The organism is Lunatimonas salinarum, assembly GCF_017811155.1.
GTDB lineage: Bacteria > Bacteroidota > Bacteroidia > Cytophagales > Cyclobacteriaceae > Lunatimonas > Lunatimonas salinarum.
Genome location: NZ_JACVCV010000001.1, coordinates 344962 through 358326, shown reverse-complemented (window position 1 = coordinate 358326; position 13365 = coordinate 344962). Strand labels below are relative to the sequence as shown.

At 45.8% G+C, this 13365-nt stretch carries 12 protein-coding genes; 4 read left to right on the top strand and 8 right to left on the bottom strand.

Features of this window, described 5'->3' with window-relative positions; translation table 11 throughout:
• Window positions 1-29: 29 nt before the first annotated feature.
• From IAQ59_RS01455 to IAQ59_RS01420, 8 genes are read right to left on the bottom strand one after another with little or no spacing between them, the layout of a single operon-like run.
• Window positions 30-1175 (bottom strand): lactonase family protein, encoded by a 1146-nt coding sequence (locus tag IAQ59_RS01455; RefSeq protein ID WP_209328979.1) that lies wholly within the window; start codon window positions 1173-1175, stop codon window positions 30-32.
• Window positions 1172-1552 carry a monovalent cation/H(+) antiporter subunit G gene (mnhG, locus tag IAQ59_RS01450; protein ID WP_209328978.1) on the bottom strand — a complete coding sequence of 127 codons (381 nt, stop codon included), beginning with the start codon at window positions 1550-1552 and terminating at the stop codon, window positions 1172-1174. Before mnhG ends, IAQ59_RS01455 begins: the two co-directional genes overlap by 4 nt.
• Window positions 1545-1820: a cation:proton antiporter gene (locus IAQ59_RS01445; protein WP_209328977.1), complete on the bottom strand. Its 276-nt coding sequence runs from the start codon at window positions 1818-1820 to the stop codon at window positions 1545-1547. Before IAQ59_RS01445 ends, mnhG begins: the two co-directional genes overlap by 8 nt.
• Complete coding sequence (locus IAQ59_RS01440; RefSeq protein WP_209328976.1) at window positions 1817-2296, bottom strand: Na+/H+ antiporter subunit E; 480 nt, start codon at window positions 2294-2296, stop codon at window positions 1817-1819. Before IAQ59_RS01440 ends, IAQ59_RS01445 begins: the two co-directional genes overlap by 4 nt.
• A gap of 10 nt (window positions 2297-2306) precedes the next feature.
• Window positions 2307-3821 (bottom strand): proton-conducting transporter transmembrane domain-containing protein, encoded by a 1515-nt coding sequence (locus IAQ59_RS01435; RefSeq protein ID WP_209328975.1) that lies wholly within the window; start codon window positions 3819-3821, stop codon window positions 2307-2309.
• Window positions 3818-4171 carry a Na+/H+ antiporter subunit C gene (locus IAQ59_RS01430; RefSeq protein WP_209328974.1) on the bottom strand — a complete coding sequence of 118 codons (354 nt, stop codon included), beginning with the start codon at window positions 4169-4171 and terminating at the stop codon, window positions 3818-3820. Before IAQ59_RS01430 ends, IAQ59_RS01435 begins: the two co-directional genes overlap by 4 nt.
• Window positions 4172-4174: 3 nt before the next feature.
• The gene (locus tag IAQ59_RS01425; protein ID WP_209328973.1) at window positions 4175-4585 is read right to left on the bottom strand and encodes a Na+/H+ antiporter subunit B; all 411 of its coding nucleotides are present in this window, start codon (window positions 4583-4585) and stop codon (window positions 4175-4177) included.
• A 4-nt stretch (window positions 4586-4589) separates the two neighbouring features.
• A complete protein-coding gene (locus tag IAQ59_RS01420; RefSeq protein ID WP_209328972.1) occupies window positions 4590-6893 on the bottom strand; it encodes a putative monovalent cation/H+ antiporter subunit A in 2304 nt (767 codons plus the stop codon).
• 242 nt (window positions 6894-7135) lie between these two features.
• Here IAQ59_RS01420 and IAQ59_RS01415 point away from each other — a divergent pair, with 242 nt between their 5' ends.
• From IAQ59_RS01415 to IAQ59_RS01400, 4 genes are all read left to right on the top strand, one after another.
• The gene (locus IAQ59_RS01415) at window positions 7136-9685 is read left to right on the top strand and encodes a phosphoenolpyruvate carboxylase (RefSeq protein ID WP_209328971.1); all 2550 of its coding nucleotides are present in this window, start codon (window positions 7136-7138) and stop codon (window positions 9683-9685) included.
• A gap of 172 nt (window positions 9686-9857) precedes the next feature.
• Window positions 9858-11006 carry an iron-containing alcohol dehydrogenase gene (locus IAQ59_RS01410; RefSeq protein WP_209328970.1) on the top strand — a complete coding sequence of 383 codons (1149 nt, stop codon included), beginning with the start codon at window positions 9858-9860 and terminating at the stop codon, window positions 11004-11006.
• The gene (locus IAQ59_RS01405; protein ID WP_209328969.1) at window positions 11003-11770 is read left to right on the top strand and encodes a gamma-glutamyl-gamma-aminobutyrate hydrolase family protein; all 768 of its coding nucleotides are present in this window, start codon (window positions 11003-11005) and stop codon (window positions 11768-11770) included. Before IAQ59_RS01410 ends, IAQ59_RS01405 begins: the two co-directional genes overlap by 4 nt.
• The gene (locus tag IAQ59_RS01400) at window positions 11757-13121 is read left to right on the top strand and encodes an aldehyde dehydrogenase family protein (protein WP_209328968.1); all 1365 of its coding nucleotides are present in this window, start codon (window positions 11757-11759) and stop codon (window positions 13119-13121) included. Before IAQ59_RS01405 ends, IAQ59_RS01400 begins: the two co-directional genes overlap by 14 nt.
• Window positions 13122-13365 lie beyond the last annotated feature (244 nt).

Below are 13365 nucleotides of genomic sequence, written 5' to 3'. Positions count from 1 at the left end.
TGATTACCAATTTCGGTTTTTCCCTTGTTTTAATCCAAGAAGTCTATGTAAACAGGCTTGTTAATCTCCAAAGCTATGTTAGTAGGCGCAATCTTTCCGGTGGAGGAATCTCTATCAAATACCAACAGGGTGTTGCTATTTTGATTGGCGGCCAATAAATACTTTCCGTCCGGAGTTAGCTGGAAGTTTCGAGGTGTTAATCCGCCTGAACCGATCGTTTGAACGTGGGTTAGCCCACCTGCTTGGTCAATGGCAAAAGCAACTAATTCATTGGCGTCTCCGCGATTGGAGGCGTAAAGAAATTTGCCATCCGGCGAAATCCGGACTTCGGCTGCACCCACATTTCCTTCAAAATCTTCCCGAAGTAATGTATGTGTTTCCAAGTGGTTTAGTTTGCCTTCTTCATAGGCATAAACACCTATGGCGGCGGTGATCTCATGAATTAGGTATAGGCGATCTCCCTGTTGGTTGAATACCATATGCCGAGGGCCTGCACCTGGCTCCACGCGAAGACGGTACACAGGGGATTCTTTCAGGGGGGTCGCTTGAGTGGCATCAAAATCATATACAACCACTTCGTCGGTACCCAAATCCGCAATCAATACCCGATTTTCGGTTGGGTGAAACACCGCAGAGTGAACGTAGGGTTTGGTTTGCCTCCGTGGATTTACGCTGCTGCCACGGTGGTTTACTGTCTGTACCGGTTCCGAAAGGCTGCCATCGGCAGTTATGGGGATTACGGAGAAGTTTCCGGCCGAGTAATTTCCTACTACCACGAATCGTTCGCTGGGGTCTAAGGTAACGTAGCAGGGTCCGTCACCACCGGCAGAAACGGTATTTAGTATCGAGAGATTTCCTCCATCCAGAGAAAACGCAGTTACCTTTCCCCCTGATTCACCGCCTGTTTCTTCCACGGTGTAGACCCTGTCATTGTTTCGATTGGCAACAACGAAAGAAGGATTCTCAGGTTCCGAGGCTACATTATTTATGTGTAGCGAATCTTCTTCCGGGTGGAAGGAGACGATATAAATGCCATGTTCCGGAGCATTCGTATACGAACCCACTAGGAAATAATAAGTATTGCTCATGGTTTCAGAAGTATTTTCTTCTTGGGTTGATTTGCCGCAGGCGGCTGCTAACAGCAGCAGGGCGATCATATAGATATAGGGCTTCATTTTTTATCGGATTGTTTAGGTTTATCTTCGCTGGCAAGCTTATGCGATCGGGGATCGTATTTTCCTTCTAAATCGTCGTATTTAGAATCCGTCCAGAGTTTAACGCCTGTGAAGTAGGATGCACGGCCAATCATGTGGGCTCCCACCGGAGCGGTGAGCAGCATGAAAAGGATAATAGCCAATACCCTCGAAGTGATTGCGGTATCTCCAAAATAAATTGCCGCGGCAACCAAAATCAATCCAATCCCCAGCGTTGCCGCTTTGGTGGTCACAGATATTCTTAGGTATAGATCGGGCATTTTTACCACGCCAATGGCAGCTAAGAAAATAAACAAAGCGCCTGTGGTACTCAATAGGTAAATGGAGATCTCATTCATTTTTTTCTCGTTTTTCCAAGTAGTAAGAAAAGGCAACGGTACCTAAGAAGGCGATCAGCGCCAGAATCATCGCAATATCCAAAAAGGTAGGTTGATCAGTCAGGATGCTATATACGGCCATGATGCCAATCCCGGTAGTCAATAGCAAGTCCAAAGCCACCACGCGATCGGAAAGCGAAGGCCCTTTCAGGAATCGCACAAAGATGATCACGGTGCAAATCGCCAAGCAGGGCAGAATGATGTAATATAAGTAGTCGTAAATAGTCATCGCAGTATTTCCAGCAGCCTTCTTTCAAAGCCGTTTTTTATGTCATCAATAAATTTATCCCTGTCCTTCACATGCATAGCATGCACATACAATACCTTTCTGTCATCCGACACATCGAGGCTTAGGGTACCTGGAGTCAGGGTGATCAGGTTGGCCAGCAGGGTAATTTCCAAATCGGTTTTTGCTGTTAGCGGTATTTTGATAATACCTGGTGACATCAGGTGACTCGGTGTGATAACCTCATAGGCTACCTGGATATTGGCTTTGATCAGTTCATAAAGAAAGAAGAAAATAAAGCCTACGACTTTTGGTCCTCGTTTGAAATAGGATTCTTCCCTACGGTTAGCGCTGATAAGCCACATGATCACAAAACTCAACAGAAACCCAAATACGAAGTTCTGAAAGGTAAAGGAACCCGTTACCGCCAGCCAAATGAAGGAGAGAAGAAGGTTACTCAAAAATCGGGTTTTGATCATGGGATTAAATTTAAGAGTTTTTACCTAATACCGCGTGTATGTATGGTTCAGGATTCATCAGCGACTCAGCGACTGCCTGTGCCACCTGTATAATGTATTCCGCCCCAAGCCCTATAAACAGTGAAACAGCACTTAGAAATACCACAGAAGATATCATTGCGGTCCTTTTTATCGGGCGTAATTCATCGTAATACTTGATTTCTTTCTTTTTTGGAAGATCGGCTCCTTCTTTCCAGAATGCACCGGCCCAAACCTGTGCGATGATTATCAACGTGAGCAAGCTTCCAAGCAGAATAAAGCCCACCAGCAAAAACTGACCGGTCGATAGTCCGCTCTGAATTAGGTATACTTTTGCCCAAAATCCGGATAGTGGAGGGATTCCCACAAGCGAGAACAAGGGGACTGCCATTAGAAGCGAGAGCTTGGGATAGTCTTTGTAAAAGTCTCCAAGTAATCTCAGGCTATAGGTTCCCTTGATTTTAAAGATTATCCCGCTCACCATAAATAGGTTCGTTTTTACGATGATATCATGTGTCAAGTAAAATACCACACCCACTATAGCTAGCTCTGTGTAGATTCCCAAGCCTGCCAACATAAATCCAATATGGCAGATGATTAGATAGCTAAATATCTTTCGGATGTTATTTTGGATCAAAGCGCCTATCCCTCCCGATAAAATTGTCAGGGCTGCGATGCCGCTTATTACGGTAATCAGAAATTCGTCCGGGATAAAAATAAGTGTAAAAACCCGCAATAGCGCATACACACCAACTTTGGTTAGCAAACCGCCAAAAATGGCCGATATGGCAGGAGGTGGGGTATGGTAAGACGCCGGTAGCCAAAAATACAATGGAAATATGGCCGATTTAATACCGAAACCCACCAAAAAAAGAACAGCGGTGACATTAACCAACCCGCGATTTTCAATGCCCGCTACCTTGGCGGCAAGGTCAGCCATATTCAGGCTTCCAGTAAGTCCATACAGGATGGCAATAGCCGTAAGAAATACGACCGATGCAAGGAGATTCATCGTCACATACTTGATGGCTCCCTCAAGTTGGGCTTTTTCACCACCAAGTGTGATCAAGACAAATGAAGAAATGATGATGATTTCGAACCAAACGTACAGGTTAAAGATGTCTCCCGCTAAAAAGGCTCCATTTAATCCCATTAGCAGAAAGTGTAAAATGGCAAAATAGCCGAATCTTACCCGCGCATTACGTACACTGCCGACGGAAAATACCGAAACACCCAATCCTGCAATGGCGGTCAATAATACCATCAGGGAGCTGAGGGAATCCGCCACAAAGGTTATCCCAAAAGGGGCTACCCAATCGCCTGCCTGGGTGGTCTGTATGCCGGTGTTCCAAACAGTTGCAAAAAGGTGGCCTGCAATGACCAACGCAATGACCGAACCCACCACACTGATGAGCTTTTGCAGGTTTTTCTGGTTCCAACAAAACATGAGCAAAACGGCCAGAAAAAGCTGGAAAATGATCGGTAAAACAATATATGGATTACTCATAGGTCTTCGTCGGTTGCGTTCATTTCATCTAGATCGTCGGTCTTCACCACTTTATAGGCCCGTTTTACCAGAATAATGGCAAAAGATTGCAAGCCAAAGCTGATGACGATGGCTGTCAGAATCAGTGCTTGGGGCAGTGGATCCGCATAAAGGCCTTCCAACATTTTTTCCGAGGCTTCAATGATTGGTGGACTACCTTTCACCACTTTCCCCAAGAGAAAAATCAACATATTGGCACCGTTTCCCAACAGGATCAGTCCAATAATCAATTTTACAAGACTTCTTCTAAGAATCATGTAGATTCCAGCCGCATACAATAGACCGATCAATATCACCAGCAATATCTCCATATCTCAGAGTCCTTCGGAAATGGTGAAAATGATCGTGAGCGTAACACCAATGACCACTAGAAATACGCCCGTATCAAAAAACAGGGCGGAACCGACCAACCCAATTACCGGAGTGGGCTCCTCAAACCAAAGACCGGTCATAAACGGCTGTCCCACTAACCATGGTGCGGCTCCGGCCAGTAATGCCAAAGATAAACCGACCGGCATAAGGAAGCCCGGGTGAAATTTGATGATGCTTTTGGTCTTGTCCAGTCCGTTGGCAAAGGAATGTATCACAAAGGCAATGGAAGCTATTAGACCTCCCACAAACCCTCCACCTGGAAGGTAATGGCCCCTTAGTAAAATAAATACGGCAAATAACAGCAGCAAGGGCAACAGGTAATTGGATGCCGTTCGGAATATAATGGTCTTCATCTATCTATTCTTTTTCAATACTTTTCAAACGTAATTTTAATAGTGAAAATACCCCCAGCGCAGCAATTGCCAATACGGTGATCTCGACCATGGTATCAAATCCTCTAAAGTCTACTAGGATCACATTGACCACGTTTTTTCCCTTTCCTAAGATATAGGCGTTTTCCGCATAATAAGTGGAAATGTCTTTATCCACTGTCTCGTTGAGTACTTCCAGCGTGAGTATACTTATAAGCGCTCCAAATGCAAGTGCAAGGATGCCATCCCGGATGCGGTCTCTCGTTTCGGAGAGTTTTAGGTATTTGGGGAGGTTATAGAGCACCAATACAAATAAAATGACCGTCAGTGTGTCTATCGAAAACTGCGTCATCGCCAGATCCGGTGCTGAGTAAAAAAGGAAGATTAGGCAAAAGCAATATCCTACCACGCCCAAAGAAGCCACGGCTGTCAAACGTGACTTTGAGAAGACGGTGAAAAGTATAGCTGCCGCCATAATGATGACGATGATGGCCTCATAGAGCGTGACTTCGGACAGCATCGCCGTATTCAGGTAAAGCTCCACTCCCAAAAACAACCGGTAGCCTAGGAGTAGTGTAAGGAAACTCAAGATGGTGATCAGGTAGTACCGGAGGTAACCATTTTGAAAAAAGCCGGTCCATTTCCCCGAAAAAGAGTAGAAACTATTTGCGAGCCCGGTCATAATTCGTTGTGGGGACACCCGTTCAAATCGGGTAGCCTTTGCCAGCAAGGACTCTGAAGGTTTTACCACGAAGTAAAGGCCTAGGCCCAAGGCTAGTGTACCCAAACTAAGTAGCAGTACGGTATTAAACCCATGCCATATCTTCAAGTGAAAGGTGGGGGCTTCTGAAGTAAGTGAAGAGAACACCGGTTGCATCAGGGGTTCTGTCAGTGCCGGCAGCAGGCCAAATAGCAGCCCAAGTGAGCCTAACAGGAGTGGGGGCCACCACATGGTCCAATGAGGTAGGTGTAATTTTTCGAATGGAGCGGGTAGTTTTCCCCAAAATGGTCGAATTCCTGCCATAAAACCAGCGACCAAAAGGGCCGCATTGGTGATCAATGCCATCACCGTCAATACGAGTCCAGCTGTGCCAGCATGAAGGGTGGCTTCATATATTAGGTCCTTTCCGATAAAACCGAAAGTCAAGGGAATTCCAGCATTGGAAAGGGCTGCCAGGAGTGCGGCGATAGCTACCGGTTTCATCACCCGGTTTAGCCCGGAGAGTCTGGAAATATCACGGGTACCCGTTTCGTGGTCTATAATGCCCGTTACCAAGAATAATGTCGCCTTGTATAGGGCATGCACCAAGATGAATACGCCAGCCGCCAATAGGGCTTCCTCGGTACCAATTCCGATCAAGAACACCAAGATGCCCAGGGCAGAGATAGTAGAGTAAGCCAAAATCCCCTTTAGATCCAAACGAAAAAGGGCATGAATGGCAGCATATACCATCGTAATACCACCGACGATAATCAGCGTGCTATTCCAACTAGTATCCCCTCCCAGAACTGGCGTGAAGCGTGCCAAAACGTAGATCCCTGCCTTTACCATTGTGGCGGAATGCAAGTAGGTGGATACCGGTGTAGGCGCTTTCATCGCACCGGGAAGCCAAAAATGGAAGGGGAATTGGGCTGATTTGGTGAATGCTCCTAAGAAAATGAGCACTAAAATCAGTAAATACCAGTCACTACCTTGAATTTCAGGTCGCATGGAGGCAAGCTCCGAAATCTGATATTCACCGCTAATGTATCCAATAGCGACCATGCCAGCTAGCAGGAAAAGGCCTCCCATTCCGGTGATGGTTAGCGCTGTTAATGCAGACTTTCTGCTTGCGTCACTTTCGTTGTTAAAACCGATCAGAAAGAAAGAACTGATGCTGGTGAGTTCCCAGAATACAAACAGGGTGATTACGTTGTCTGCCAAAACCACCCCAAGCATGGAGCCCATAAACAAGGATAAATAGGCGTAAAACCTGTCCAAATAGACGTGTCCTTTTAAATAGGAGGAAGTATACAGAAAGACTAAAGTTCCTATTCCGGTAATTAAAAGGGAGAAAAGCAGTGACAGGCCGTCCAAGTAGAAATCCAAGCCTACCCCTAGGCTTGGTACCCATTCCAAGTGGGATTTTAAGATCTCACCGGCATTCACACTGGGTAAATAGCTGATAAAAAAACTGAACAAGGTAAACGGAAACAGGGAAATCCAAGCTGAGCTTTTGCCCCTCAAGAGTTTGAGGATAAATGGCATAAAGAAGGCCATGATAAACCCAGAAAACACCACTAGCAGCATGCTGATTTGTTTAGATGGTTGGTTTAAAGAGGCTAAAAATACAAAAATAATTCAATTGGTCGGATGATGGGGCCAATGTAATTGAAGTCTGATGGGGTGCTGTTCAAATAATGAACTGATTTTTAACCGGGTAGGCCGATATTTTTTTGTGCCCTTCAAATTTGTGTCTATGAAAATATGTTTGGATCGAAAAAATGCCCATTTTTGAATAATTTGTATTTCAAACCAAACCCAATAGTACGATGTCAAATGCATACGAGACGGAAGTCGCCAAGCGTTTTACGATATACAACAGTCTTTTTTTGGATTTGCCGTTTGATAATATTTATCGGACCGGCACGCTTTTGCCGATTCTGACGAGTATCTGTCAATCCGGATTCGAAAAGAACAAGACTCCCAAGGAAATTATTCACCGTTTTTTTGATGAACTGCTGTCAGACAAGTCTGACAAGGAGCGGCACGATTTATTGTTCAAAATGGTGCAGTATATTGAGCGGCAGGTGGTGCTTTTTGACTCTATAGAAGATGCGGCATTTGAGAAAATAAACGATTTGAAGGGTAAGGGTACGATGACCGCCTTGATCGCTCGTGCTGAAAATGATCATAAAAAGGCCGATTTGATAGAGAAACTCAAGACGTTTTCAGTCAGACTGACACTTACAGCCCACCCTACGCAGTTTTATCCCGGCAACGTATTGGCCATTATTACTGATTTGGAAGCGGCCATTCGTGCCAACGATTTAGGTATGATCAACATGCTTTTGCAGCAGTTGGGGAAAACCGGCTTTATCAATAAGGAAAAGCCTTCTCCCTATGATGAGGCGGTCAGTTTATGTTGGTTTTTGGAAAATGTTTTTTATCCTAGTATCACCGATGTATTGATCCGGATGCTCCGGCGTTTGGATATTGCGGTACACGATTGGGAAAATCCAAACCTGCTCAAAGTAGGTTTCTGGCCCGGAGGCGATCGGGATGGAAACCCCTATGTCACCCATGACATTACCATGAAGGTTGCAGATAAGCTACAGAATTCCATCCTAAAGTGTTATTACAGAGACATCCGTAAGGTTCGTAGAAGGTTGACTTTTCACCATGTAGAGCCCTACTTGATCCAGGCTGAAAAGGGTATTTACGACTCACTTTTTGGAGGCGATAAGCGCTTTAAGTCCAAAGATGAACTGTTGAGCCTTCTGCATGAAGCCCGGAAGGGAATCATTCAACATCATGACGGATTATTCTTGGATATTTTGGATGCATTTATCTTTAAGGTCCGGGTATTTGGATTTCATTTTGCCAGCATGGATGTACGGCAGGATAGTCGTAAGCACGATGACCTCTGGGAAGGGATTATTCGAAGTACAGAGGGTGAAAAAGCAGTAGAAGCTTTCCTTGCTGCCTCTGAGAACGAGCAGATAGCCAAAGTACAGAGTTTTGATCAATTGCCCGCCAAGGAGGAGTTGGAAGACGACTTTCATAAGGAGATGATCAGTAGCTTTCAGGTGATAAGCTACATTCAAAAGAACAACGGTCCAATGGGCTGTCATCGGTACATTATTTCCAATAATCAATCTGCCAAGCACATGCTGGAGGTCTTTCAGCTTGCAAAGTTGTTGGTAGGGAATCAAAATGGCCTCCATTTGGATATCGTGCCGCTTTTTGAAACCATAGACGACTTGGCTGCCGCGCCGGCAATCATGGATCAGTTGTATAGCAACCCGAGTTATCAAGCACACCTGAAGCAGCGTAATAACAAACAAACCATCATGGTGGGTTTTTCCGACGGCACAAAGGACGGCGGTTACATTCGAGCCAATTGGTCCATACTGATGGCCAAGGAAGCGCTCACACTTGCGGCCAGAGAAAAAGGCATTGATTTGGTGTTCTTTGACGGACGAGGTGGACCACCGGCAAGGGGTGGAGGGAACACGCATAATTTTTATGCGTCACTGGGGCCGAACGTGGAAAATAAGGAAATCCAGTTGACCATTCAGGGGCAAACCATCTCTTCCAACTACGGAAAGCAGGTAAGCTGCACTTACAACTTGGAGCAACTTTTAAGTGCAGGGTTGGAGAGTCACCTTTACCCAAGTTCCGAAAACAGCCTTACCCAAGAACAAAAGGAGCTGATAGAGGAAATGGCCGGATACAGTTACGAGGCGTACAAAGACTTGAAAGGCCATCCGCAGTTTGTAAGCTATTTGGAACACGTGACGCCGCTTAAGTTTTTTGGCATGACAAACATCGGTTCCCGACCGGTAAAAAGGAGCAAAGGCGGAGGAATGAAGTTTGAAGACCTGCGCGCCATTCCTTTTGTAGGAGCATGGGCACAGATGAAGCAAAACATCCCCGGGTTTTTTGGGGTAGGGCGTTCCATCGAAGAAATGGAAAAGCGCGGAAAACTCGACCAGGTTCGGAAATTGTACAAGGAAAGCCTGTTTTTTAGGTCTCTTTTAGGAAACTCCATGCAATCATTGGCTAAATCATTCTATCCGGCCACTGCTTACCTGGGGGATAGTCCTACCTACGGTGGCTTTTGGAATATCCTTTTTGAGGAGTACCAGCGATCGCTGAAAAACATACTGCGGGTCTCTGAAATGGAAGAATTGCTGGAAGATAGCAAATTAAGCAGGGAATCTATAGGCATTCGTGAAAAGATCGTGTTGCCTCTCATCACCATACAGCAATATGGAATACAAAGGATGTTGGAAGAGGGGATTGATGATCCGGCGCTTCAAAAGCTGATTTTGCGAACCATGTTTGGCATCATCAATGCCGCACGTAATGCCGCATAATGCGATATTTCATTAAATTAGCCTTTCCGGTCTTCGGGGAGGCTTTTTTTATTTTTTTTTTCGGCAATATTCCTTAAAAATCCCTAGTCCATTAAGTAGAAAAACGGTAATTATTAATTACTATTACACTCCTTTGGGCAATGCCCATTAATCCTCAAATCAATCGTAAAAAATGGACGTAACGAGCAGATATTCGCTAAATTTTCCAACCTCCATCCGGTTTGGCGCCGGTGTGATCGACGAGCTTCCAGCCTACCTAAAGGCGCAAGGCTTACAACATCCACTATTGGTAACAGATCCCCTGGTGAAAGAACTTACTTTCTTCAAAGAAATCGTAAAATCACTAACGCTTGCAGGGCTTTCCGTAGAGGTCTATGCAGATATGCATAAAAATCCCGTTAAATCAGACGTCCTTAAAGGAAAGGATTTCTATGGAAGTACCGGCAGGGATTCGATCATAGGGGTAGGAGGGGGTGTACCCCTCGACGTGGCCAGGGCGATTGCACTCAGTATAAACCACCACAGGGACCTCTTTGACTACGATGATTTGATAGGTGGTGATAAATACGTGACCGAGGCCATTCCACATTTAGTCACCGTACCCACCACATCGGGCACAGGAAGCGAAGTGGGCCGTAGTGCCATCATCGCTGAGGACGACACGAAGAAAAAGCGAATTTTGTTTGCCCCCAGCCTAATGGCTAAGATGGTCTTTGCGGATCCTGTTTTGACAATGGACCTTCCTCCTTTCGTGACCGCAGCCACCGGAATGGACGCCCTTACCCACAATTTAGAGGCTTTTTTGGCAAAGAATTTTCAACCGCTTTGCAGTGGTATCGCACTGGAAGGCATGAAGCTCATCAGCGAGTCTATCGTGGACGCTACTCATCGTTCTGATTTGGAGTCAAGGGCAAAAATGCTCATGGCATCGATGATGGGAGCGGTGGCGTTCCAAAAAGGCCTGGGGGTAGTCCACAGCCTTGCACACCCGCTCTCTAGTTTATTGGATACTCACCACGGCCTTGCAAATGCAGTCAATCTTCCATTTGGCATGAGGTATAATTATGCAGGCTTCGAGGAGCAGTTTGACCAAATGGCTTATATGATGGGACTTGGGCCAAAAGCAGGGGATAAATTCGTAGACTACCTATTTGACCTGAATCAAGCCTTGAACCTCCCCATTAGACTTTCTGACATTGGCGTGGAAGATGGGCATATTGAAACCTTGGCAGATTTGGCATTTGCAGACTTCTGTCATCCAAACAATCCCAAGCCAGTTTCGAGGGAGGATTTTAAAAAATTGTACATGGAAGCGCTATGATAAAGATAGGGATCAGCGCTTGTTTGATGTATCCTGACCCGGGCAGGGTGGTATTTGGGCCAAAGACATTGAACTACCTGGAGCAGGATATGGCGAAGTTTGTGTGCCAAGAGGGCGTGTTGCCCGTTCTTATTCCCGCAGTGGAGGACCGCTTTTTGTTTCCGATATTAGAGGAAATGGATGGGTTCTTGTTCCAAGGCGGAACAGATCTTTCTCCAGCCACCTACGGTGAAGAACCTATCGTTGCTGGTAGGTGGCTGGGCGATCCGGTGAGGGATGCCTATGAGTTGAAATTGATGGAATTCGCTTTTAAAAAGGAAAAGCCGGTGTTGGCCATTTGTAGGGGATTTCAGCTATTGAACGTCTTTTTAGGAGGTACGCTCTATCAGGATATTGCTACCCAACGGCCCGATGCCATTCTTCACCGGGACGCCGAAGCGTATGACAGCCTCAAGCATCAAGTTACTCTGGTGCCCGAGAGGCTGCTCTCCAATCTATACAATCCTGTTTCTGACTGCCTGGTAAACTCCGTGCATCATCAGGGAGTCAAGGATCTGGGAAATCACCTGGAAGTTTTGGCCAATAGCCTCGAGGACGGGATTATTGAAGCAGTTGGGTACACAAAGGCAGCTCCCGGAAAAGTTATGGGTGTCCAATGGCATCCGGAGTTTTCCTATGGCAAAGAGGACGGGACGCTTGATTCGTCTAAAATTATTGAACTGTTTTTATCTCACATCAAAGAAGAAATGCATGCAAGTCATTAATCCGGCCAATGGAGCCGTAATCACCGAAATACCTGCGGACACCAGGGAGCAGGTACAGTCAAAAATTGAAAAATTGCGAAAAGGTCAGGGGCTTTGGGCGGACGTGCCGGTAGAGGAGCGGTTAGCGGCCATATTGCGGTTTGGAGAGTTGGTGTCCGATGAGATCGACAACCTTGCGGTTATTTTGACCCAAGAGACCGGTAAGCCGTTACAACAGTCGATCAATGAAATAAAGGGAGCCAATAACCGCTTGGTACATTTAAAAGCAAATGCCAAAAAATGGTTGGTTGAAGAGGTGATGGTTGACGAAGGAGCTACCAAAGAGCACATTGCCTATGAGCCCTTGGGTGTGGTGGCCAATATTTCAGCATGGAATTTTCCTTATAATGTAGGCTATAACGTGTTTTTGTATGCGTTGGTGGCGGGAAATGCCGTAATCTACAAACCCTCGGAATTTGCATCCCTGACGGGGTTAAAATTTCGGGAGCTGCTTTGGAAGGCTGGCATTCCCGCGAATGCCTTTGAGTGCGTGATCGGAACGGGAGAGGTAGGGCAAATGCTCCTAGATGCAGATTTAGATGGCTATTTCTTTACCGGATCTTATGCGACGGGGAGGTACATCGCCACCCAAGTTGCGCCCAAATTGGTGCCGATGCAATTGGAGTTGGGAGGAAAGGATCCCCTGTATGTCATGGATGATGTAGCCGATATAAAACAGGCTGCCATTAATGCTGCAGAAGGTGCATTTTATAACAACGGCCAGAGTTGTTGTGCCGTGGAGCGCATCTATGTGCAAGCGGGGATTTACGATCAGTTTGTCGAATATTTTGTCGAAGAGGTAAAGGCTTATAAAATTGGTGATCCGATGGATAAAACCACCTTTATAGGGCCTCTCACACGCAAGCCTCAGCAGCAGGTTCTATTGGATCAGGTTCAGGATGCACTATTGAAAGGTGCGGAGTTAAAACATGGAGGCTTTTCACCGGAAGGTCCGGGTTATTATTTTACCCCTACGGTATTGACTTCGGTAACTCATGACATGGACGTGATGAAAGAAGAGTCCTTTGGACCAATCATCGGAATTCAAAAAGTGGGTAACGACGATGAAGCGCTGAACCTTATGATGGATACGCCTTATGGGCTGACCGCTGCAGTGTTTGGTACAGATAAAGATCGGGCATTGGCGCTGTTAAAGCAGCTTCCGGTGGGTACGGCATATTGGAATTGTTGCGACAGGGTAAGCCCCAATGTACCGTGGTCAGGAAGAAAAAACTCCGGGTTAGGATCCACGCTATCCTACCAGGGTATCAGGGCTTTTGTCCAGCCAAAGGCCTATCACCTCAGAGATTGATAAATAAAGGGGTGGGTTCTTTTCGGAGCCCACCCTCTTTTATTAAATCATTACTTTTTTGATAACAAGTTTTACTTTTTCATAATCCCAAATCGTTCGGGTATCGTCTTTCTTTTTCCAACTTTGTTGTGTAGTTCGAACACGAAATAATATTGTTCTAAAAATATTCAACAGTATATGCTTGATCTTTTGCTAAACCAAAAAAATCCCTACATTTATACCGTGAGTTGCGAGTGATGATTTA